20 protein-coding genes are annotated in these 22,657 nt (G+C 71.7%); 12 read left to right on the top strand and 8 right to left on the bottom strand.

Going from position 1 to position 22,657, the window contains the following annotated elements; all coding sequences use genetic code 11:
• The gene (locus ACFYXK_RS28645) at positions 1-222 is read right to left on the bottom strand and encodes an acyl-CoA carboxylase epsilon subunit (protein WP_389413727.1); all 222 of its coding nucleotides are present in this window, start codon (positions 220-222) and stop codon (positions 1-3) included.
• On the bottom strand, positions 219-1,463 hold the full coding sequence (locus tag ACFYXK_RS28640; protein WP_389413726.1) for a cytochrome P450: 1,245 nt from the start codon (positions 1,461-1,463) through the stop codon (positions 219-221). Before ACFYXK_RS28640 ends, ACFYXK_RS28645 begins: the two co-directional genes overlap by 4 nt.
• Positions 1,464-1,667: 204 nt before the next feature.
• Here ACFYXK_RS28640 and ACFYXK_RS28635 point away from each other — a divergent pair, with 204 nt between their 5' ends.
• From ACFYXK_RS28635 to ACFYXK_RS28620, 4 genes are read left to right on the top strand one after another with little or no spacing between them, the layout of a single operon-like run.
• Positions 1,668-2,729 carry a type III polyketide synthase gene (locus ACFYXK_RS28635; protein WP_266661790.1) on the top strand — a complete coding sequence of 354 codons (1,062 nt, stop codon included), beginning with the start codon at positions 1,668-1,670 and terminating at the stop codon, positions 2,727-2,729.
• 16 nt (positions 2,730-2,745) lie between these two features.
• Positions 2,746-3,963, top strand: coding sequence for a cytochrome P450 (locus tag ACFYXK_RS28630; RefSeq protein WP_389413725.1), 1,218 nt, complete (start codon positions 2,746-2,748; stop codon positions 3,961-3,963).
• Positions 3,960-4,496: a cupin domain-containing protein gene (locus ACFYXK_RS28625; RefSeq protein ID WP_383510563.1), complete on the top strand. Its 537-nt coding sequence runs from the start codon at positions 3,960-3,962 to the stop codon at positions 4,494-4,496. The genes ACFYXK_RS28630 and ACFYXK_RS28625 overlap by 4 nt, the downstream gene beginning before the upstream one ends.
• 53 nt (positions 4,497-4,549) lie before the next feature.
• The gene (locus tag ACFYXK_RS28620) at positions 4,550-5,599 is read left to right on the top strand and encodes a hypothetical protein (protein ID WP_389413724.1); all 1,050 of its coding nucleotides are present in this window, start codon (positions 4,550-4,552) and stop codon (positions 5,597-5,599) included.
• On the opposite strand, the gene ACFYXK_RS28615 is transcribed toward ACFYXK_RS28620, so the two are convergent.
• The 3 genes from ACFYXK_RS28615 to ACFYXK_RS28605 form a co-directional block, all read right to left on the bottom strand.
• A complete protein-coding gene (locus ACFYXK_RS28615; RefSeq protein WP_389413723.1) occupies positions 5,588-7,105 on the bottom strand; it encodes an MFS transporter in 1,518 nt (505 codons plus the stop codon). The two genes, ACFYXK_RS28620 and ACFYXK_RS28615, sit on opposite strands and share 12 nt — an antisense overlap.
• A 158-nt stretch (positions 7,106-7,263) precedes the next feature.
• Positions 7,264-8,370, bottom strand: a complete 1,107-nt coding sequence (locus ACFYXK_RS28610; protein ID WP_389413722.1) for an NUDIX domain-containing protein — start codon at positions 8,368-8,370, stop codon at positions 7,264-7,266.
• Positions 8,371-8,458: 88 nt separating this feature from the next.
• Positions 8,459-9,082 (bottom strand): LysE/ArgO family amino acid transporter, encoded by a 624-nt coding sequence (locus ACFYXK_RS28605; protein ID WP_389413721.1) that lies wholly within the window; start codon positions 9,080-9,082, stop codon positions 8,459-8,461.
• Between the two features lie 69 nt (positions 9,083-9,151).
• Here ACFYXK_RS28605 and ACFYXK_RS28600 point away from each other — a divergent pair, with 69 nt between their 5' ends.
• The 7 genes from ACFYXK_RS28600 to ACFYXK_RS28570 all read left to right on the top strand — a co-directional run bounded on the left by ACFYXK_RS28600 (position 9,152) and on the right by ACFYXK_RS28570 (position 16,510).
• Positions 9,152-10,072 carry a LysR family transcriptional regulator ArgP gene (locus ACFYXK_RS28600; RefSeq protein ID WP_389413720.1) on the top strand — a complete coding sequence of 307 codons (921 nt, stop codon included), beginning with the start codon at positions 9,152-9,154 and terminating at the stop codon, positions 10,070-10,072.
• Between the two features lie 45 nt (positions 10,073-10,117).
• Positions 10,118-10,510 (top strand): molybdopterin-binding protein, encoded by a 393-nt coding sequence (locus tag ACFYXK_RS28595; protein WP_389413719.1) that lies wholly within the window; start codon positions 10,118-10,120, stop codon positions 10,508-10,510.
• A 65-nt stretch (positions 10,511-10,575) separates the two neighbouring features.
• Positions 10,576-11,658: a magnesium/cobalt transporter CorA gene (gene corA / locus ACFYXK_RS28590; protein ID WP_389413718.1), complete on the top strand. Its 1,083-nt coding sequence runs from the start codon at positions 10,576-10,578 to the stop codon at positions 11,656-11,658.
• Between the two features lie 148 nt (positions 11,659-11,806).
• The gene (locus ACFYXK_RS28585; protein WP_389413796.1) at positions 11,807-12,631 is read left to right on the top strand and encodes a chitosanase; all 825 of its coding nucleotides are present in this window, start codon (positions 11,807-11,809) and stop codon (positions 12,629-12,631) included.
• Positions 12,632-13,034: 403 nt separating this feature from the next.
• Positions 13,035-13,388 carry a DUF805 domain-containing protein gene (locus ACFYXK_RS28580; RefSeq protein ID WP_389413717.1) on the top strand — a complete coding sequence of 118 codons (354 nt, stop codon included), beginning with the start codon at positions 13,035-13,037 and terminating at the stop codon, positions 13,386-13,388.
• 224 nt (positions 13,389-13,612) lie between these two features.
• The gene (locus ACFYXK_RS28575; protein ID WP_389413716.1) at positions 13,613-15,832 is read left to right on the top strand and encodes an NADP-dependent isocitrate dehydrogenase; all 2,220 of its coding nucleotides are present in this window, start codon (positions 13,613-13,615) and stop codon (positions 15,830-15,832) included.
• A gap of 135 nt (positions 15,833-15,967) precedes the next feature.
• Entirely contained in the window at positions 15,968-16,510 is a 543-nt protein-coding gene (locus tag ACFYXK_RS28570) for a GNAT family N-acetyltransferase (RefSeq protein ID WP_389413715.1), read from the top strand.
• A gap of 18 nt (positions 16,511-16,528) precedes the next feature.
• On the opposite strand, the gene ACFYXK_RS28565 is transcribed toward ACFYXK_RS28570, so the two are convergent.
• From ACFYXK_RS28565 to ACFYXK_RS28555, 3 genes are all read right to left on the bottom strand, one after another.
• On the bottom strand, positions 16,529-16,987 hold the full coding sequence (locus ACFYXK_RS28565) for a hypothetical protein (protein ID WP_389413714.1): 459 nt from the start codon (positions 16,985-16,987) through the stop codon (positions 16,529-16,531).
• A gap of 230 nt (positions 16,988-17,217) precedes the next feature.
• Complete coding sequence (locus ACFYXK_RS28560) at positions 17,218-19,467, bottom strand: germacradienol/geosmin synthase (protein WP_389413713.1); 2,250 nt, start codon at positions 19,465-19,467, stop codon at positions 17,218-17,220.
• 13 nt (positions 19,468-19,480) lie between these two features.
• Entirely contained in the window at positions 19,481-20,890 is a 1,410-nt protein-coding gene (locus ACFYXK_RS28555; protein ID WP_389413712.1) for a family 2B encapsulin nanocompartment shell protein, read from the bottom strand.
• Positions 20,891-21,205: 315 nt separating this feature from the next.
• Between ACFYXK_RS28555 and ACFYXK_RS28550 the strand changes: the two genes are divergently transcribed.
• Positions 21,206-22,561 (top strand): hypothetical protein, encoded by a 1,356-nt coding sequence (locus ACFYXK_RS28550; protein WP_389413711.1) that lies wholly within the window; start codon positions 21,206-21,208, stop codon positions 22,559-22,561.
• The last annotated feature ends 96 nt before the right edge of the window (positions 22,562-22,657 follow it).

The raw sequence follows: 22,657 nt of genomic DNA, 5'->3' as shown, positions 1-22,657 counted from the left end.
CTACACGAGGGGGGAGGCCGGGCGGGCGCGCCACGACTGCGCGGGATGGTGCACCACCGACGGCAGGTTGCGGTCCCAGTGGGCACGCCGGTGCCGGGCGGAACGCGGCGCACGGGGCACGTGGGCCGTGCGCGCCAGGATGACCAGGGCGGCCGTGAGGGCCGCCAGTTCTATGTGGTCCGGGCTGCCCCGGACCACCCTGATCCGGTGCCGGCGTATCACCAGGACACCGGCAGGGTCTTGGGCCCGCGGATCAGCGCCCCGGCCTGCCACTCGATCTGCTCGCGCGGCACCGCCAGGGCCAGGCGCGGATAGCGGTCGAGCAGCGTGGTGACGATGATCTCGGACTCCATCCGGGCCAGCATCGAGCCGACGCAGTGGTGGGGTCCGTTCCCGAAGGCCATGTGGGCGATGGGCCCGCGGTCGAAGTCCAGCGTGTCGGGGTTCGGGAACACCTCGGGGTCGCGGTTGGCCGCCAGGTACGAGGAGTACACCGTCTCGCCGGCCTTGACCGTGACGCCGGCGATGTCCACGTCCCGCGTGGCGATGCGCGGGAGGCCCACTCCGCTGCGGTGCGGGATGAAGCGCAGCAGCTCGTCGACGGCCTGGGGGATCAGCTCCGGCTCCCTGCGCAGCCGTTCGAGGTGCTCCGGATGGGTGAGGAGCGCGAAGATCATGTTCGCGCTGTTGTTGCGCACTGCGTGCGCACCGCTCACGAGGATCGCGGTGGCGATGGAGACGGCCTCCGGATCGGTGATCTCACCGGCGTCCGCGGCCGCGGCGAGGACCCCGGCCAGGTCGTCGCTCTGCTTCTCCCGCCGCATGGCGAGCAGGGCGACGACGCACTCGCGCACCGTCTTCAGGGCGTCGGTGCTCTTGTCGGGCGCCGGACCGGGGGTCATGATCACGTTCGCCCAGGACGTCATGTTCCTGCGCATGTCCTGCGGCATCCCCAGCAGGTCGGCGACGGCCGCGAGCGGGAACGGGCCGTGCAGGTGCTCGACCAGGTCCGCCGGCGAGCCGTGCCGCTCCATGCCGTCCAGCAGGCTGTCGGCGGTCTTCTGCACGGTCGGCCGCAGCTTCTGCATGCTCTTGCCGGTGAAGGCGCGTGCGACCACGCGGCGCATGTCGTTCAGGCGCGGCGGATCGGCGTAGTTCATGGACGCCTGCTGCGAGGCGATGGCGTGCGGGGAGGAAGCGGTGATCGTACGGCCGACCAGTTCCTGCCTGCTGAAGCGCGGGTCGGTGGTGGCCGCCTTCACGTCGGCGTAGCGGGACATCAGCCAGGCACTGCCCTGGCCGTACGGCAGCCGGATCCGGGCGGCCCGTTTGTCCTGCAGGCGGTCGTGCAGGAACGGGTCGAAGTCGAGCGCCTCGAAGTCGTCCAGGTTCCAGCAGTGCACCGGCTCGCCCGAGGCCGGGTCCGTCTCCGGCTCGAGGGCCGTGTGCGGGTCTGACGTCATGGTTCATCTCCCTGCGTGGATGTCACCCCCCAAGGCGCGATTCCGCGGGAAATCGGCACAGCCATCCCTTCCCTCTCGTCACACGCTCCGCTGCCTCCACGGGGCAGCGTCACCGGATTGGCTCATGTCCCCAACGCCGTAGTCCCGCGCGCGCATCGGCCCAAGGTCCGTGAGGCTGTGTCAGACACGAAAGGAGAGCCACCCATGGCGACTCTGTGCAGGCCAACGGTGTGCGTGCCCGAGCACGTGATCACGATGGAGCAGACCCTGGATCTGTGCCGTTCGGTGCACGCGGACCATCCGCAGCTCGACCTGGCGCTGCGTCTGATCCGCAACACCGGCGTCGCGAAGCGGCACATCGTGCGCCCCATCGAGGAGACCCTCAAGCACCCCGGTTTCGAATCGCGCAACGCGGTGTACGAGGTCGAGGCCAAGCAGCGGGTCCCGGCGGTGGTGCGGCAGGCGCTGGAGGACGCGCAGCTGCGTGCGAAGGACATCGACATGATCATCTACGTGTCGTGCACGGGCTTCATGATGCCCTCGCTGACCGCCTGGATGATCAACGCGATGGGCTTCAGGACGGACACCAAACAGCTCCCCATCGCCCAGCTGGGCTGTGCGGCGGGCGGGGCGGCGGTCAACCGGGCCCACGACTTCTGCACCGCCTACCCCGAGGCGAACGCGCTGATCGTGTCGTGCGAGTTCTGCTCGCTCTGCTACCAGCCCAGTGACCTGGAGGTCGGCAACCTGCTCTCCAACGGCCTGTTCGGCGACGGCGTCGGCGCCGCCGTCGTCCGGGGCAAGGGCGGCACCGGCATGGAACTGCACCGCAACAGCTCGTACATCATCCCCCAGACAGAGGACTGGATCATGTACGACGTCAAGTCCACCGGGTTCCACTTCAAGCTCGACCGGCGGGTGCCCGGGACCATGGAACCGCTCGCCCCGTCCCTCAAGGAGCTCGCGAAAGCCCATGGCTGGGACGCTGCCGCGCTGGATTTCTACATCATCCACGCCGGTGGGCCCCGCATCCTGGATGACCTGAGCAAGTACCTCGGTGTGGCACCCGAGGCATTCCGCTTCAGTCGGGCCACACTGACCGAGTACGGCAACATCGCCAGCGCCGTCGTCCTGGACGCACTGCGCCGACTCTTCGACGAGAACGCCACCGCCGACGCCGCGCGGGGCCTGCTGGCCGGCTTCGGCCCGGGCATCACCGCAGAGATCTCACTGGGCAGCTGGACCTCGGACCGAGGGACCGGGTGAGGGAGGAATCCGAAGAATGCTGAAGGACGGCCCCGCAACCGCAAGGCCACCCATCACGCACTGGCCCACCCCGGCCCTGGACGGGGTCGACTTCGACCCCGTCCTCGCCGAACTGATGCAGGCGGGTCCGGTCACCCGGATCCGCCTGCCGAACGGAAGCGGCTGGGCCTGGCTCGTCTGCCGCTACGACGACGTCCGCATGGTGGCCAACGATCCCCGGTTCAGCCGCAAGCTGGTCGCGGAACACGACGTCACCCGGCTGGCCCCCCACTTCATCCCCGCGCCCGGCGCGGTCGGGTTCGAGGACCCGCCCGACCACACCCGGCTGCGGCGCACCGTCGCCGCGGCCTTCACCACCAGCGGGGTGGAGTCCCTGCGCACCCGGGCCAAGGAGATGCTCGACACCCTCGTCGACGGGATCCTGCGCGACGGCCCGCCCGTGGACCTGACCGAGCGCCTGCTCGCGCCCTTCCCGCTCGCCGTCGTGTGCGAGCTGATGGGCGTCCCGGAGAGCGACCGGCCCATGGTCCACGAATGGACCAGTCTGATCCTCTCCTCGGCCCAGGGCGCCGAACGCAGCGAGCAGGCGAAGAACGACATGTGCGCCTACCTGGGCGGACGCATGCGCAGCGGGGAAGTGGCCGGCGGTGACAGCGTCATCGGGCTCCTCGTGAAGGCCGTCGAGGCCGGCGAGGTCACCGCCGAGGAGGCCACCGGACTCGCCCTGCTCATCCAGATCGGCGGCGAGGCCGTCACCAACAACGTGGGCAACATGGTCTACATCCTGCTCACGCGGCCGGACCTGATGGAACGGATGAGGAGCGAGCCCGCCCTGCGGCCCTCGGCACTCAACGAATTGCTGCGCTACATCCCGCACCGCAACTCCGTCGGGCTGTCCCGGATCGCCCTCGAGGACGTCACGGTGGCCGGCCAGCTCATCCGGGCGGGCGAAGCGATCTACGTCTCGTACCTCGCGGCCAACCGCGATCCGGACGTCTTCCCCGACCCCCACGAGCTGCACCTGGACCGAAGCCCCAACCCGCACGTCTCCTTCGGGTACGGACCCCACTTCTGTCCCGGGAACATGCTGGCCCGCCTCGAGTCCGAACTGCTCGTGGACGCGCTGCTCGACCGCTTCGCGGACCTGCGCTTCAGCGTCCCCCCGAGCGAACTGGGCTGGCGGCCCGGTGCCCTCATCCGCGGGCCCGAAGGTCTGCCCGTGACCTGGTCATGACCGCGCACATCGCCCGCGACGGGCTGCTCGTACCACCGGGTCACGGCCGCAAGCTGCACACCGACGCCCAGCAGGTCACGTTCAAGGTCACCGGGGAGCACTCCTCGGTGGCCTCGAGCTTCGAGGTCGTCGTACCGCCCGGTTTCGACGTCGGGGCACACCTGCACACCCGGAGCGAAGAGCTGTTCTACGTCCTGGAGGGTGAACTCGACGTCATGGCCTTCGAGCCGCGCGTGCGTTCCGGGGACGACTGGAGACACTGGGAAGCGCTCGACGGACGTCAGGTCGTCCGTGCCACGCCCGGAACCGTCATCGTGGTTCCGCCCGGTTGTCCACACGCCTTCGCGAACCCCACCGGCGAACCGGCCCGGATGTTCTTCCAGGCCTCACCACCGCCCGATCACGAGCGGTACTTCGAGGAGCTCCTCGAGCTGCTCGACACGAGCGCCACCCCGGATCCCGCAGCGATCCGCGAACTGCGGATGCGCTACGACATCGAACAGCTCACGCCCCTGCGCCACGAGCTGTCCTGACGACCAACACCGCACCACATCCCCACCCACCCCCATGCTCGGGAGAAAAATCGATGCTGCGCACTCGCCGCACCCTACGCACCGCCTCGTACACCCTGGCCGGCACGGTCGCTGTGGCCGCCTCGTTCGTCGCGGGCCCGGCACAGGCCGCCGAACCCCTGCCGTCCCACTGGTGCTACGTCAACGGTGTCGAGGCCCCGCCCGGACAGGAGGTGCGGGGCACTTCGGCCGACGACACGATCCTGTGCGAGAACGACGTCGAGAACGTGATCATCTACGGCGGCGCCGGCAACGACAACATCCGCGTCAAGGGCATGCTCATCGACTCCCAGGTGCTCGGCGGCGAGGGCGACGACACGCTCCAGGTCAACAACCTTTCCCCGCGCAACGGCAACGCGTCGGTGCGCGGCGGTGCGGGCAACGACACCATCATCACCGCCCTCGTCGTGGGCACCGCGGAGCACGGAGCCGCCGTCTACGGCGACCACGGCGATGACAAGATCACCACCGGCAGCGTCATGGGCCAGCCCGGCGAGTACGAGCGCGGCGGCGGCCAGGTCTTCGGCAACGACGGCAGCGACCTGATCCGCACGGGCAACGTCGACCTCGGCGGCCGGGTCCTCGGCGGCAGCGAGAACGACATCATCGAGCCCAAGTCGGTGGGCGCGGAGTCCGCGGGCATCGTCCAGGGCGGCCCCGGCAACGACACGGTCCGCGGCCTGAACGACACCGTTCTGACCATCGGACCGGGCTACGGCCAGGTCGACGGCGGGATCGGGACCAACTCCTGCCGCGTGAGGCACTTCTCGACCGGCGACCGGGTCCGCAGCTCGCTGGCGAACTGCCCGTCCACCGAAGCGGGCCCGTCGACCCCGTCGGCCCCGGCGGCCCCCGCCGCCCCGGCCGCCCCGGTCTCTCCCGCCGCCCCGGCTGCTCCCGCCAAGCCGGCCTCCCCGGCTGCTCCCATGGCCCCGGCCAAGCCGGCCTCCCCGGCTGCTCCCATGGCCCCGGCCAAGCCGGCCTCGCCGGCTGCTCCCATGGCCCCCGCCAAGCCCGCCTCCCCGGCGGCTCCCGCGGCCCCCGGCGCCCACTCACCGCGCTGACGGGCGGCGGCCCCCGGGCGCACCGTGTGTGCGCTGCACGGACAGGCCGCCGGGAAGCAGGAACAGGGTCAGCACCGCGCCGGCAGCGAAGAGCACCGCCGATGCCGTGAAGACCGTGTGGTAACCCTCCAGGGCAGCCCGCGCCAGACGTTCCGGCGTGGGCTGCCGGCCTGCCAGGGAGCGGGCGACGGCTCCGGCGCCAAGGGCGCTCATGAGCGCCGTGCCGACGGAGCCGCCGGTCTGCCGCATGGCGTTGACCGTCGCGGACCCGACTCCCGCGTCCCGCGGGTCGACGCCGGCCGTGCCGAGGTTCATGGCGGCCGCCGTGATCAGGCCCATGCCCAGCCCCGTGGCCACCTGGCCCGGCAGCACGTCGAGGACGTACGGGCCGGTCGCCGTCACGTTCGCCAGCCAGGCCATGCCGCATGCCGACAGCACCATGCCGGTGACGATGCGCGGGCGCCCGCCGATTTTGCCGAACAGCCCCATGTTGCTGCCGATCGCACCGATCATGGTGCAGCCGGACATCGGCATGAAGGCCAGGCCGGTCTGGGCCGGGCTGTATCCGCGGGCGTGCTGGAAGTAGTACGTGAGGAACAGGAACACCCCGAACATGCCGACCCCGGTGATGAACACGGACGCCAGCGCCGTGCCCCGGACCCGGTCGAGCACGATCCGCAGCGGCAGCAGCGGGTGTGCGCTGAGGCGCTGCCACCAGATGAACGCGGCGAGCAGGACGGCGCCGGCGGCCAGGCACGCCAGGATCCGCAGGGTCGGCCAGCCGTGGGGGCCGGACTTGGCGAGGCCGTAGACCAGGCAGAAGAGCCCGGACGACGCCAGCACCGTACCCGGCAGGTCCAGCCGGGGAGGGGTGGTCGGCGCGGGCCGCTTGAGCAGCAGCACACCGCCGATGACGGCGACGGCGGCGAAGAGCAGGTTCACGTACATGGTCGAGCGCCAGCTCAGGTGCTCGGTGAGGACGCCGCCCAGCAGCAGCCCCACGGCGCCCCCGGACGCGGCGAGCGCCCCGAACACGCCGAAGGCCTTGGCGCGTTCGGCGGGGGCGGAGAACGTGGTGGTCAGCAGCGAGAGTGCGGCCGGAGCCAGCAGCGCCGCGAACACGCCTTGCAGGGCGCGGGCCGTGACGAGGACGCCGAAGGTGGCCGCGGCGCCGCCGAGGGCGGAGGCCGCGGCGAAGCCGACCTGGCCGATGAGGAAGGCCCGCCGCCGCCCGAACAGGTCGGCCAGCCGCCCGCCGAGCAGGAGCAGACTGCCGAAGGTGAGCGCGTACGCGGTCACCACCCACTGCCGCTGGTCGTCGGAGAACCCGAGGTCGGCCTGGGCGGAGGGCAGGGCGATGTTCACGATGGTGGCGTCGAGGACGACCATGAGCTGGGCGATGCCGATGACGGCGAGGATCCACCACCGGCGCGGATCAGGCCGCGCGGCGGCGTCGGGGACGGCGGGAGTCGTACTGGTTCCGGGACGGGTCGGCTCTGCGGACATGGTGGTACTCCATGGGTTCCGCTCGTTCTCGCTGGCGAGAGTGCGTGCGCGTGTGCGTGTGCGTGGACTGTCTGGTTCGACGATGCGTGAGCCGGCCCCGTCACCCGCGCGCCACGCCACGATGCCGTCCGGATGGACCAGTGGAGCGTTCGTTTCTGCTACCGCTTCCCCTTGTCCGCCTTCCCCCGGGCGCCCTTCTTCCTCCGGCGGGGGGCGCCGGCCGGACGGCCGGCGTGGAGCTCCAGCGGTCCCGTGCCCTCGGCGCGGGCCCGCAGGCAGGCCTCGATCTGGCGGCGCAGGGACGGTTTGACCAGGGGGCGCAGCTCCGCGGCCGGCACCGCCCGCCACCGGAGCAGTTCGAACGGGGCGAGCCGGATCCGGGCCAGCGTGGCGCCGTCCAGGACCCCGCCGTCGTACAGGAAGCGGATGCGGGCCGGATAGCCGGGCTTGTGGGCCCAGTTGACGCCGAGCAACCGGCCCGGCTCGAGGTCGAGGCCCAGTTCCTCCTGCACCTCCCGCCGGGCGGCGGCCCGAGGGGTCTCGCCCAGGTCGCTGTCGATCCCGCCGCCCGGCAGGTTCCACCGGCCCGGCCTGCCGTACGAGGGCTCCACCAGCAGGATCCCGCCGGCGGAGTCGGTGAACAGCACGCTCGCCGCGGTGAGGGCCTTGGGGCGGGCGGCCCGGTGGCTCGCGGCGTCGAAGGAACCCGCGTGTTCGAGGGCCGTGCGCCGCGCCGGATCCAGCCCGGCCGGCGAGCCGGGCTGGGCCACGCCGTCGACGAGGTGCGCGAGCGACCCGGCGTGCAGGGCGTCCAGGGCGGCGCGCAGCCGGGGTGCGATCCGGGCCGGCAGCGCCGCGTACGCCTCCTCCGGCGGGAGCCAGCGGGCGGCGGCGACCTCGCCGTCCGCGAAGGAGATCGCGGCGGCCTGCTCCGGCGAGAGCGGCCCGACGAGGTGGACGTGGGCGATGAGCGAGCGGCCGAGGGCGCCGGGCCGCCGGGAGTCCACGGCGAGCAGCCGGCCGACGGGCACGGACAGGTCCAGCTCCTCCTTCAGCTCGCGGGCCAGCCCTTCCTCCGGGGTCTCGGTGTCCTCGACCGTGCCGCCCGGCAGTTCCAGGTCCGCCTTGTACGAGGGCGTCAGTACGAGGACCCGCCCGGCGCAGTCCAGCACGATCCCGGTGGCGGCGACGAGCGGGGACGGCCGGGCGGCGTAGTACGCGCGCACTGCGTCGGGGGAGGGGTGTTCGGGCGGTCTGTCGGGCACTGCGGACTCCTGTGGTCGTGCGGATCCGGGGCGGACCCACGGGGCGGATCCGTACCCCGCGCGGGCCCGCCGCGTCCGCGTTCCGCGGTCAGGCCCGGGCCAGGAGCATCCCGCCCATCGTGACCATGGTCGCCGCGACGAGCCCGTCCAGCACCCGCCAGGCCGAGGGGCGCGAGAGCAGACCGCCGAGCAGCCGGGCGCCGTAGCCGAGCGTGCCGAACCAGATCAGGCTGGCCAGCCCGGCCCCGATGCCGAAGGCCCAGCGCAGGTCCCCGCGGTCGGCGGCGAGGGAGCCGAGCAGCAGGACGGTGTCCAGGTACACGTGCGGGTTGAGCCAGGTCATGGCCAGGCAGGTCAGCACGGCCCGGCGGCGGGACCCGGCGGCGGCCCCCTCGGTGTCCAGGGCGGCGCCCGGCGTGGGCCGCAGCACCCGGCGGGCGGCGAGGAATCCGTAGCAGACCAGGAAGGCGCCGCCGGCGATGGCGACCGCGGTCAGGGCGGCCGGCCACGCGGTGACGAAGGCGCCGACCCCGGCGACGCCGAGGGTGATGAGGGCCGCGTCGGAGACGGCGCAGATCGCGACCACGGCGAGGACGGCCTGCCGACGGGCCCCCTGCCGCAGGACGAAGGCGTTCTGTGCGCCGATGGCGACGATGAGGGAGAGTCCGGTGCCGAAGCCGGCGAGTGCCGCCGCGATGATGCCGTGTGTCATGTTTCCGACCGTAGGCAGCGGTGTGGATTCAGTACAGCTAAAGATTTTTACGTACCCTTAGCGCTCGTGATGGATGAGCTTCCCCTGGACCAGGTACGGACCCTGCTCGCCGTGGTGGACGAGGGCACCTTCGACGCGGCGGCCGCGGCCCTGCACGTGACCCCGTCCGCCGTCAGCCAGCGGGTCAAGGCGCTGGAACAGCGGACCGGGCGGGTGCTGCTGATGCGCACGAAGCCGGTCCGGGCGACCGAGTCCGGGCAGGTGGTGGTCCGGTTCGCCCGGCAGCTGGCCCGGCTGGAGCGGGACGCACGCGCCGAGCTCGGGATGGCGCAGGAGTCGGGCGGCCCGGTGCGGCTGCCGATCGCCGTCAACGCGGACTCCCTCGCCACCTGGTTCCTGCCGGCGCTCACGCAGGTGCCGCAGGATCCGCCGGTCTTCTTCGAACTGCACCGGGAGGACGAGTCGCACACGACGGCGCTGCTGCGCGAGGGCCAGGTGATGGCGGCGGTCACCTCCTCGCCGGACCCGGTGGCGGGGTGCACCGTACGCAGGCTCGGGCTGGCGCGGTACCTGCCGGTGGCGAGCCCCGGGTTCCTGGCGCGCCACCTGGCCGGGGCGCTCGAGGACGGCCTGCGGGAGGCCCCGGTGATCGTGTTCGACCGGCGCGACGTGCTCCAGGACGTGTTCGTACGGTCGCTGACCGGTGATCAGGACGCGGGGGCGGGCCCGCTGCGCCACCACGTGCCGACCTCGGAGGGGTTCTGCGATGCGGTGGCGGCGGGGCTGGGCTGGGGACTGGTGCCCGAGCCGCAGGCGGAGCCGCTGGTGCGCGCGGGCGGGCTGGTGCTGCTGGTGCCGGGGCGGCCGCTGGACGTGCCGCTGTACTGGCAGCAGTGGAAGCTCGACTCCCCGGCGCTGTCGGCGGTGGCGGAGGTGATCGCGGCCGCGGCGGCCGGAGCACTCCGCCAGGACGGGGTGCGGCGCACTTAGGGGTGTCCGTGGGATCGAGGTCGTATGCCCCTTTAAGCTGCGGTCATGGAGTCCTACACGATCGGCCAGGCTGCGCGACTGCTCGGTGTGAGCGTCGACACGGCCCGGCGCTGGGCGGATGCCGAGCGGTTCCCCACCCGGCGGGAGGGCGCGCGGCGGATGGTGGACGGGCCGGACCTGGCCGCGTTCTGCGTGGAGGCCGCCCAGGAGGGCGGCGAGGCCGAGGACGCCCCGTACACCTCGGCGCGCAACGCCTTCCCGGGCATCGTCACCGCCGTCAAGCTCGGTACCGTCGACGCCCAGGTCGAGATCCAGGCCGGTCCCCACCGCATCGTGTCGCTGCTGACGCGGGAGGCGGTGGAGGAGCTCGGCCTCGAGGTGGGCGCCCGGGCCGTGGCCCGAGTGAAGTCGACGAGCGTGTTCATCGACCGGGTCTGACGGGGCCGATCGGCGACGGTGGCAGACTGGCCGCTGATCCGCCGAAGGGAAGTACCTCGTTGTCCATGTTCAGCAACTTGCGCCGGGCCGTGCGTCGCGGCTACCGGCGGGCCGTCGATCTGAGCCACCCGTCCCGCTCCCCGCTCGGCAGTGCGGTGGTCAACTGCGTGGTCTACGTGGACGGCGCCCGGCAGGACGGCTGCGCCGAGGTCGAGGAGGCGCTGCGGCGGGTCCGCAAGACGGGCGACGGGTTCGTCTGGATCGGCCTGCACGAACCGGCGAAGGAGGAGCTCGCCGGGCTCGCGGAGCTGTTCGGCCTGCACCCCCTCGCCGTCGAGGACGCCGTGAACGCGCACCAGCGCCCCAAGGTGGAGCGGTACGACGACATACTGTTCTCCGTCTTCAAGACCGTGCGCTACGTGGAGCACGAGGAGCTCACCGCGACGAGCGAGGTCGTGGAGACCGGCGAGCTGATGGCGTTCACCGGCGACGACTTCGTCATCACCATCCGGCACGGCGGCCACGGCACGCTCGGCCCCGTCCGCGAGAGCCTGGAGGCGGAGCCGGAGCAACTGGCCAAGGGGCCGGCGTCGGTTCTGCACGCCATTGCCGACCACGTCGTCGACGACTACGTGGCCGTCACGGACGCGGTGCAGAACGACATCGACGCCGTCGAGACCGCCGTGTTCAGCGAGTACGGCGGCCGCGGCGACGCGGGCCGCATCTACCAGCTCAAGCGCGAACTGCTGGAGCTGCGCCGGGCGGTGGCCCCGCTGAGCCGGCCGCTCCAGCACCTGGCCACGCAGCCGATACCGGTCATCCCGCCGGAGGTCCGTGCGTACTTCCGCGACGTCGCCGACCACCTGACCCGGGCCACCGACCAGATCGGCGCGTACGACGGCCTGCTCGACTCCATCCTGCAGGCGCACCTCGCGCAGGTGACCGTCGCGCAGAACGAGGACATGCGCAAGATCACGGCGTGGGCGGCCATCGTCGCCGTGCCCACCATGGTCTGCGGGATCTACGGCATGAACTTCGACAACATGCCCGAGCTGCACTGGACGTACGGCTACCCGATCGTGGTCGGGGTCATGGCCCTCGCCTGCTTCGCCATCCACCGGGGCTTCCGCCGCAACGGCTGGCTCTGAGCCGCGGATTGACCGCAGGCCCCACCGGCACCCATGGCGTGCACGGGTATTGAGCTGCCCTGAGCTCTGGTAGTAAAGTTTCCTAACGAAGTCGGGTAAGCCTCAACTCCCCCATGGAGGTCTTGTGTTCACCCCCCACCGCAAGAGGATGGCCATCGGTGCCCTGCTCGGCAGCGCCCTGCTCGCCGTGCCGGTGACCGCCCACGCCACCGCGGCGCCCGCCCCCGCTTCCGCCCCGGCGGCCGCCGCTGCGCAGGCCGCGGCCGCCGGACTCGACGATCCGGTGAAGAAGGACATCGCCATGCAGATCGTCTCCAGCGCGGAGAACTCCTCGCTGGACTGGAAGGCGCAGTACAAGTACATAGAGGACATAGACGACGGCCGCGGCTACACGGCCGGCATCATCGGCTTCTGTTCCGGCACGGGCGACATGCTCGACCTCGTCGAGTACTACACGCAGGTCAAGCCCGGCAACGTGCTCGCCAAGTACCTGCCCGCCCTGCGCAAGGTCGACGGCAGCGACTCGCACGCCGGCCTCGACCCGAACTTCACCAAGGACTGGGCGAAGGCTGCCCAGGACGGCGAGTTCAAGAAGGCCCAGGACCACGAGCGCGACCGGGTCTACTTCAACCCCGCCGTCCAGCAGGGCAAGTCCGACGGGGTCGGTACGCTCGGCCAGTTCATCTACTACGACGCCATCGTCATGCACGGCGACGGCGGCGACTCCACCAGCTTCCGCAACATCCGCAAGCGGGCCCTGTCCAAGGCCAAGCCCCCGGCGCAGGGCGGCAATGAGACGACCTGGCTGAACGCCTTCCTCGACGCCCGCGTCTGGGCGATGAAGCAGGAGGAGGCGCACAGCGACACCAGCCGTGTCGACACCGCGCAGCGGGTCTTCCTCAAGAAGGGGAACCTGAACCTCAACACCCCGCTCGACTGGAAGGTCTACGGGGACCCGTTCCACATCGGCTGAACCGCCCGCGACTCCACGGCGTCCCGCGCCCGGCCATCCGCCCGGCGCGGGACGTCCGTGCGTGAGGCGGCGGGTTCAGGTCGCGGAGCCGTAACGATGTGGGCGCGGACGGGCCCGCTCCGGGAGTTGCAAGCCCTCGCGCCTGCCGGCGCGGAGCGGATCAGGAGCCTCTCCAACCTCACAAATAGGGCCCTGTCACCCCTGTTTCGTCACCCGATGTGACCTGACACCACCGGTGGGTTCCAAGTGGCGCCCGGTGCCGGTGTTCTTGGTCGATGAACCGAAGGAGAGCGGCACTCCCGGCTGCTCGGGAACTGGCTTGACCACCACATAAGCGGGGCATAAGTTCTGCCTCGGCTTGCTCCAGCAGGACGGGCCGACGAACCGTCCTCTGGGGGGACTCATGCACTACTACACCGACGTTCTGAAGAAGTACACCGTCTTCTCCGGCCGCGCCCGCCGGCAGGAGTACTGGATGTTCACCCTCTTCAACCTGATCGCCCTGATCATCGTTGCCGTCCTGGACAACGCGATCGGCACCTACCCGCTCCTCTACGCGATCTACGCGCTGGCCGTCTTCCTCCCGGGCCTGGCCGTCGGCATCCGCCGCCTGCACGACACCGGCAAGTCCGGCTGGTGGATGTTCATCGCCCTCGTCCCGCTGGTCGGCGGCATCTGGCTCCTCGTCCTCATGGCGAGCGAGGGCCAGCCGCAGCCGAACCAGTACGGCCCGAACCCGAAGGCCGTCCAGGCCTGACCAGGCCCGCAAGCCTGAGCGCCTGAGTCGCCCGAGCGCCGCCCCCGGCTGGAAACAGCCGGGGGCGGCGTTTTCGCCGTTCTGCGGGGTCGCGCGGGGCCGGGGGTGACGCGCGTCTCCCCGGGACTCGGGCAGGGGGCTGTCCGGACCGGCCCGATCACGAGATATCTTGATGTCGAGCAATGTTGCAGACGAGAGACGCAGACTGTGGAGCGGAGCATCCGGTGACTGACTCGACCATCATCTACACGCACACTGACGAGGCCCCGGCCCTCGCGACGTATTCCTTCCTGCCTGTGATCCAGGCCTACGCGTCGACTGCCGGTGTGAATGTCGAGACCCGTGACATCTCCCTGGCCGGTCGCATCATCGCGAGCTTCCCCGAGCACCTCGAGGAGGGCCAGCGGATCGCCGATGCCCTCGCCGAGCTCGGCGAGCTGGCGAAGACGCCGGAAGCGAACATCATCAAGCTGCCCAACATCTCGGCTTCGATCCCGCAGCTGAAGGCCGCGGTCGCCGAGCTCCAGGGCCAGGGCTACGCGCTCCCGGACTACCCGGACGACCCGAAGACCGACGAGGAGCGCGAGATCCGCGCCCGCTACGACAAGGTCAAGGGCAGCGCCGTCAACCCGGTCCTGCGTGAGGGCAACTCCGACCGCCGCGCCCCGGCCTCGGTCAAGAACTACGCCAAGGCCCACCCGCACCGCATGGGCGCCTGGACCTCCGAGTCGAAGACGAACGTCGCCACCATGGGCGAGAACGACTTCCGCTCCACCGAGAAGTCCGCCGTGATCGCCGAGGCCGGCACGCTCCGCATCGAGCACGTCGCCGCCGACGGCGCCACCACCGTCCTGCGCGCGTCCGTACCGGTCCTGGCCGGTGAGGTCGTGGACGCGTCCGTCCTGCACGTCGACGCCCTTCGCACCTTCCTGAACGACCAGATCGAGCGTGCCAAGGCCGAGGGCGTCCTGTTCTCCGTGCACCTCAAGGCCACGATGATGAAGGTCTCCGACCCCATCGTCTTCGGCCACGTGGTCCGCGCCTTCTTCCCGAAGACCTTCGCCCGCTACGGCGAGACCCTGGCCGCCGCCGGCCTCTCCCCGAACGACGGCCTCGGCACCATCCTGAACGGCCTGGGCGCGCTGCCCGACGCCGACGCGATCAAGGCCTCCTTCGACGCCGAGATCGCCGAGGGCCCGGCCCTCGCGATGGTCGACTCCGACAAGGGCATCACCAACCTGCACGTCCCGTCCGACGTCATCGTCGACGCCTCCATGCCGGCCATGATCCGTACCTCCGGCCACATGTGGGGCCCGGACGGCAACGAGGCCGACACCCTGGCCGTCCTGCCGGACAGCAGCTACGCCGGTGTCTACCAGGTCGTCATCGACGACTGCCGCGCGCACGGCGCCTTCGACCCGGCCACCATGGGCTCGGTGCCGAACGTCGGCCTCATGGCCCAGAAGGCCGAGGAGTACGGCAGCCACGACAAGACCTTCGAGATCGCCGCCGCGGGCACCGTCCGCCTCGTCGACGCCGCGGGCAACACGGTCCTGGAGCAGGAGGTCGCCGCCGGCGACATCTTCCGCGCCTGCCAGACCAAGGACGCGCCGATCCAGGACTGGGTCAAGCTGGCCGTCACCCGCGCCCGCGCCACGGGCGTCCCGGCCGTCTTCTGGCTCGACGAGGGCCGCGCGCACGACGCGCAGCTGATCGCCAAGGTCAAGACGTACCTCGCCGACCACGACACCGACGGTCTCACCATCGAGATCCTCTCCCCGGTCGAGGCCACCAAGTACTCCCTGGAGCGCATCCGCCGCGGCGAGGACACCATCTCGGTGACCGGCAACGTGCTGCGCGACTACCTGACCGACCTCTTCCCGATCCTGGAGCTGGGCACCAGCGCCAAGATGCTGTCGGTCGTCCCGCTGATGAACGGCGGCGGCCTCTTCGAGACCGGCGCCGGCGGCTCCGCCCCGAAGCACGTCCAGCAGCTGGTCAAGGAGGACTACCTGCGCTGGGACTCCCTCGGTGAGTTCCTCGCGCTGGCCGTCTCCTTCGAGCACCTCGCGACCACCACCGGCAACGCCCGGGCCCAGGTGCTGGCCGACACCCTGGACCGCGCGACCGGCACCTTCCTCAACGAGGACAAGTCGCCGAGCCGCAAGCTGGGCGGCATCGACAACCGCGGCAGCCACTTCTACCTCGCCCTGTACTGGGCGCAGGAGCTGGCCAAGCAGACCGACGACGCCGCGCTGGCCACCGCGTTCGAGGCACTCGCCAAGACGCTGGGCGAGCAGGAGGAGACCATCGTCGGCGAGCTCATCGCCGTCCAGGGCAACCCGGCCGACATCGGCGGGTACTACCAGCCCGACGCCGCCAAGGCCTCGGCGGTCATGCGGCCGTCCGCGACCTTCAACCAGGCGATCGCGACCCTCGCGTAAGGTCTGGACGTCGTGAAGGTTCCGCCCCGGTCGGCAGTCGCCGACCGGGGCGGACCCGTCCGCGGGCCCGTACGCGGGCACCGGGCGCCGGAAACCCGGTTGCGGGGCGGCGGCGCCGACGGCTAGGAAGTCCCCGTGATGCAGGGAACCCTGGCCGGGCTGCGCGCCCGCCACGCCGATGACGTAGCCGTGCTCCACGCCGGGCTGTACGAGGACGTGGCGACGCGGTCGCGCGCCGGATCCGGGCCGTGGCGCCCGATCGCCGCCGGCGCCGGGCACTCCCCGTTCGAGCCCTCCGCCCCGTCCGACGACGTGGCGGTCTTCTCGGTGGTCGACGCCGCCTCCGGATCGCTCGCGGGCGATGCCGTGCTGTGGGGCATCGACACCCACAACCGCAGCGCCCACCTCGGGATCTCCCTCCTGCCCGGCTGCCGAGGCCGCGGCCTCGGCGCGGAGGTCGTCCAGCTGCTGTGCCGCTACGGGTTCACCGTGCGCGGGCTGAACCGGCTCCAGGTGGACACCCTCGCCGACAACGCCGCCATGATCAGCGCCGCGACGCGCGCCGGCTTCACCCTGGAGGGCACCCTGCGGCGCTCCGCGTGGGTGTCGGGAGCCTTCGTCGACGAGGTGGTCCTGGGCCTGCCGGTCGAGGAGTGGAGGCGGATGTCGGTGGCCTAGGCGCGCCCCGGCCCCCGATCAGAGGCGGTGTACGCGTTCCCCGTCGAAGGCCAGCGGGGACGGGCCCGCGGCCAGGATGCGCAGCCCCGGGGCCACGGTGAGCAGGTTCCGCAGCCAGGCCAGCGTCTGCGGCGCGAGCCGGTCGGTGCCGTCCAGGACGAGCAGCATGTCCCGCTCCGCGAGCCACGAAAAGGCGTTCGCCGTCCCGCAGGGCAGGAAGGGCATGCCCGGTACGCAGCCCAGCGCGGCCGTCAGCTCGCGCAGGCCGAACGGCCGGTCGATCACGACCACGGCGACGCCGTCGCAGAAGTTGGACGAGAGCCGCTCGGCGATCTCCCGCACCAGCAGGCTCCGGGGCTCCCGGAACCGCCCGGTGATCGTCAGGACCCGTCCCCGCCGGACGGCGGTCAGCAGTCTGGACAGCTCGTCGGACGTCGCCGGCAGCGTGCCGGCACTGCCTGGATCCCTCATCGGCACGATGCCCCCCTTGCATGCGTGTCCATGCGCGACCAAGGGTGCTTTCGGGCCGCGTAGCGATGATTATGCGTCAGATCTGCCGGAAGGCCAGGGGAATGTCGCATTCCGGAGAAAGGCCCGGGCCGCCCCGGGCCGCCCGCCGATCATCGCACTTGTACAGCCGACGCACTTTTGTCCATTCGGCCAGGCGGGGCGTCGTGCGCCCCGACCCCGCGCCGCACCTTCGGCTTCTACCGGGTCGACGCACGCCTGGAGGCGGGCGAGCAGCCGCCCGCCCACCCGGCCCGGTGCGGTGCCCGGGGCAGCGCACCGGCGCCTGCCGCCACCACCACCGGTCCGGTCCGCTGCGCGCGGTGCCGTTCCAGGTCCTCCTCCCGGTAGCGCCGGGTCTGCGCGTGCCAGGCGGCGATCGCGGCCATCCACTGCTTGAGCTCGTCCGCGTACCGGTCCAGGGCCGCGCGCGCCGCCGCGTCCAGCCCGAAGTCCCGGTACATGGCGGGGAACTCGTCGGCCAGCACGTGCTCGAACTGCTTCATCCGCGAGGTCACCAGATCGTTCACGACCCCGAGCGCCGTCCGGTAGTCGCAGCCGAAGAAGGTCTCCGTGACGACCAGCATGTTGAGCAGCTCGCCCTCGTACTCCACCTCCTTCTGGTACGAGTACACGTCGTTCATCAGCGCCGAGCAGTCGAAGGCCGCCGCCTCCAGCGACTGCATCGCCGCACTCTCGTACACGGCCTCCGGTACGACGTCCATGTGGGCCATCCGGGCCAGCGAGGCCGTCATGGGAGAGCCGAAGGTCACCCGGCGCATCTCCAGGTAGTCCACCGGGTCCGGCACCCGGTGGGCCGCCTGGGTGTCCACCTCCCACAGCCAGCTGTCGAGCACGGCGTCCATCGCCGCCCGGAACATCCGCCGCCCGGCCGGCGCCATCGGCGTGATCGTGCGCAGCCAGACGTCGGCGAGCCCCCGCTCCAGCGCGTTCGCCGGGGGAGCGGTGGGCGCCCCGGGCTCCAGCGGCATGAGCGCGCGCAGCCGGGCGTCCTGGGCCCTGGCCCCCGCCAGGTCGCGGGTGGCGCCGAAGCGGAGCGGGTAGAGGTCGTCCGCGTACGTGCCCCAGCTCAGCCAGGCCGCGCTGACGTCCAGGTCCGCGGCCGAGGCCTTCGGGTCGATGCCCGCCGAGCACAGCGCGAAGTCGAAGTCGACGGCCTTCTCCTCCCACCACAGGCCCTCGTCGAACATCCCCATCGCACGGTTCCACTCCACCAGCCGCCCGCGGGCGCCCTCCAGGTGCGGGTTGAGCCGGTTCGGGTACGGCAGGTAGAACTCCGGGATCACGGACGGGCCCACCGGGCGCGGGGTGCGGGTGTGCCGCCGCACGCGGTCCGCGCCGCCGGTGATGCCCAGCAGCGCCTTGAAGCCCGAGGTGGCGCTGCCCAGCCCGGAGGGTCCGGAGGGCAGGCCGGCCCGCCGGTTCATGTAGCGGCTGGAGCGCAGGTGCCACTCGTGGCCGCCGGACTGCCAGTCCTGGAGCCCGCGGGCGTAGGTGAGCACCGCCGTCACCTGCTCGGGAGTCAGGCCGGCCCGCGCGGACATCGGGGGCAGCTCGGCGAAGAAGGTGTGCTCGAACTGCTGGAGCCGCGAGGTGAGCAGCCGGTTCAGCTGATCGGCCGCCTCCTGGGTGGTGCACCCGAAGAACGTCTCCAGTACCAGCACCCCGTTGCTGAGTTCGCCCTCCCGGCCGACCTCGCGCTCGTAGGAGAACAGGTCGTTGCGGAAGTGCACCGAGTCCGCGAAGCAGTCGCGCAGCACGCGCAGCGGCCGCTCGGCGGAGACGGCGGCGGGCACCTCGGCGCCCACGGCGTGCTCGACGAGCCCCGCCGACCACGGCGCGCCGCCGACCTTGCGGCGCTGTTCGACGTACTCGACCGGATTGGCGATCCGGCCGATGCTGATGTTGTCGAGCTCCCACAGGGACTCCACGAGGAGATTGCGGGTGCTGAGCGAGAAACGGGCGATCCAGTCCGGCGAATGCCCGGGGACGGTCCTGGCCCACAGATCGGCGAGCCCCGCCTCGACCGGATTGCCGGGCTGCGGGCCCTGCGCCTCGCGTGCGGGCGCGGCTCCGGGCATGAACAGGGCCAGGCGCTCCAGTGCGGTGCGCCCGCCCTCCCGGTCGCCGCGCCGCTTGAAGACCTCCAGGAACCAGTCGTCGAAGAAGAACACCCACACGTACCAGTCGGTGACCAGCGAGAGCATCGAGGCATCGCACTCGGGATGGGTGTAGGCGCACAGCAGCGCGTAGTCGTGGGCCTCCAGGTCGGCCTGGTCCCAGACCCCGGAGCCCTCCAGCATGCCCATGGCGCGGGCCCAGTCGAGGGCGTGCGCGCGGGCGCGGGCCAGGTGAGGGTTGAGACGGGCGGGGTGCGGGACGTAGAACTCGGGCAGTTCGAAGGGCTGCGCGTTCCCTGTGCTGCTCATGCGGCCGCCGCCCTCAGTCGTCGAAGCGCGAGATCTCTACGTTCTCCAGCACCCCGACGGCGTCGGGCACCAAGATGGCCGCCGCGTAGTAGGCGGTGACCAGGTAGGAGACGATCGCCTGCTCGTTGATGCTCATGAACCGGACGGACAGGCCCGGCTGGTACTCGTCCGGCAGGCCCAGCTGGTGCAGCCCGATGACCCCCTCGTTGTCCTCGCCGGTACGCATGACCAGGATCGAACTGGTCCGTTCCTTCGTGACCGGGATCTTGTTGCAGGGCAGCAGCGGTACCCCGCGCCAGGAGGGCATCGAATGCCCCTGGAACTCGACGGAGGCCGGGTACAGCCCGCGCCGGCTGCACTCGCGGCCGAAAGCGGCGATCGTGCGCGGGTGCGCGAGGAAGTACTGGGAGCCGCGCCGCCGGCTGAGCAGCTCGTCCATGTCGTCCGGGGTGGGCGGGCCGGAACGGGCGTAGATCCGCTGCTCGTAGTCGGCGTTGTGCAGCAGCCCGAACTCCGGGTGGTTGACCAGCTCGCTCTCCTGGCGCTCCCGCAGGGCCTCGATGGTCAGGCGCAGCTGCTGCTCCGACTGGTTCATCGGCTGGTTGTAGAGGTCCGCGACGCGGGTGTGGACGCGCAGCACGGTCTGGGCGACGCTCAGTTCGTACTCGCGGGGGCTCAGGTCGTAGTCGACGTACGTGCCGGGCAGCATGACCTCGCCGGTGTGGCCGGCGGACAGGTCCACGGCCTCACTGCCCTTGCGGCCCACGCGCTCCGCCTCCAGGTAGGCCTCGGCGTGCCGGCGCAGGGCGGGGGAGCGGCTCAGCGCGCCGTCCCAGTCGCCGCGGTTGTACGTCATGGTCACCACGTCGGTCTGGGCCCGGGCGGTGAACTCCCAGCGGGCGTCCGGCAGCGGGTGGTGGCCGAAGTGGTCGCCGTCGCTGAGGACGCCGAGGCTCGCCTCCTCCCCGTACGCGCTCTCGCCGAGCCGCTCGATGCGGCCGTGGGCGATCAGGTAGATCTTGTCGACGGGTTCGCCGCGGCGGACGATCACGTCGCCCTTGCGGAACTCCTCCTTGACGAACCGGTCCGCGATCGACTTGACGACCGCGTCGTCGGGGAAGTGCCGCAGCATGCCCAGCTCGCGCAGCATGGGCGGGATGACCCGGAGTTCGGACCCGGTCTTGACGAAGCTGATGCGCCCGTCGCCGAGGGTGTAGCTGACCGTGCGGTTGACCCGGTAGGTGCCGCCGCTGGTCTGGACCCACGGGAGGATCTTCAACAGCCAGCGGGAGCTGATGCCCTGCATCTGCGGGGCGGACTTGGTGGTGGTCGCCAGGTTCCGCGCCGCATCGGTGCTGAGGCTCCGGCGGGCGTTGCGGGTCGGGTGTGCGGCGCTCTCTTCGGTCGTCGGGTCGACAGACATGACGGAACGTCCTCTCGGTCGGTCTTCCTGGCTCCGGATGCGGCGTCGGTGACTGTCCTGCGCAGCGGCCCGGGTGCGGGTCGCGCACGTCGCGCACGTCGTGTGCGGGGGCGATCGGAAGGAGCGATCCCGCTTGTCCGTGATCCGCCGCGCTCCCGCACGCCACGCACACCCGGTGTGACCGGGTGCCACCGTGTGCACACGTCTTAGTTAGAGGCAGGGCGGCCCCACCCGGTACACGGGTCCCTGTCCCACCCTGTTGAATCTCCGACCGTGTTGAAGCGCTGGACACACGTACGAGTTGGGCGGTTCTGGATGGCGAAGCGTGACCCCAACGGACAACTCCGCACCCTCCTCATCGAAGCCCGCTGGAGCGGGCAGGACTTCGCACGCGCCGTCAACGGCATCGCGGCCGAGGCCGGCCTCACCCTCAGCTACGACCGGACCTCCGTCTCCCACTGGCTCGCGGGCACCAGGCCGCCCGCCCACGTCGTCGACCTCGCCGCCGAGGCACTGAGCCGGCGCACCGGGCGCCGGATCGCCGCCACCGACACCGGACTCGCCCGGCCCGCCGGGGCGAGGGCGCGAGAGCGCCCCGGCGGCGGAGCGCACGCAGCGGACGTCCTCGCCGCGGCCGCCCGGGCCGGGGCACAACTGCCCGACTGCGGGCCGGACTTCGGGGTCGGTGCACTGGGCGAGATCCCGGTCTACTCCTCCGCCTGGCGACCGCCCGAGGAGCAACAGCCGGCCCATCCGGGGCAGACCGGGGCGCGGGCCGGGGTACGGATCGGGCAGGACCACGTACGGGCCGCCGAGGCGGTGCTCCCGGTCTTCCGCAACGCCGACATGATGTTCGGCAGCGGGCTCGCCCGGCCCGCCCTGACCGCGTACCTCGCCACCACCGTCGCCCCGTGGCTGCGGGCCGACGCACCGCCCTCCGTACGCCACCGGCTGCTCGGCGCCACCTCCCGGCTGGCCTACACCGCCGGGTTCCTGTGCTTCGACGGCAACCAGCACGGGGTGGCCCAGGCCTACTACCGGGCGGCGCTGCGGCTGGGCAGGGAGGCCGGAGACCCGCGGTGCCACGCGCCCGTGCTGCGGGCGATGAGCGTGCAGGCCCACCACCTCGGCCACCGCATGCAGGCGCTGGAGCTCGCGGAGGCGGCCGCGCGGGAGGCGGGGCGGCTGCCTGCGCTCCAGGCGGCTTTCGTCACCGGGCAGCTGGCCGTGGCGGAGGCCGCATGCGGGGACCGGCGGGCCGCGGTCTCCCATCTGGCGGGAGCCCAGCGGCTGCTGGACCGCTCGGCGGGGCAGAGCGCGCCGATCGGCGACTACCACCAGGCCGCCCTGTGCCACCAGCAGGCGGAGGCGCTGGCCGCGCTGGGCGACGGCCGGGGCGCCATCGCCGCGCTCGGGGCCTCGCTGCACCACCGGCCGGCGGCCGAGCGGCGTGCGCGGGCGGTCACGGCGGCCCGGCTCGCCGAACTCCACCTGGGCCAGGGGCACCTGGAGCGGGCCTGCGCCGCCTGGCACGAAGTGCTGGACGTCGTACCGCAGCTGGAATCGGCCCGGGTGACGGACGCCCTGCGCCGGATGCGGGGGCGGCTGCGGGCGGTCCGCGCGAGCGGGGTCGTACGGCCGCTGCTGGAGCGGGTGGCGGCCGGGACCTAGGTGTATTGACCACGAGCGTTGTTAACGGTGCTGGGTCTTGATCATGGCGAAGACCTCCGGTGTGGTGGAGGTGTCTAGGCTCCACACCACGCACGG

The sequence above is a fragment of the Streptomyces sp. NPDC002209 genome, from assembly GCF_042890265.1.
Taxonomy (GTDB): Bacteria; Actinomycetota; Actinomycetes; order Streptomycetales; family Streptomycetaceae; genus Streptomyces.
Note: the sequence above shows the minus strand (reverse complement) of the source record. Positions and strands in the feature narration are given on the sequence as shown.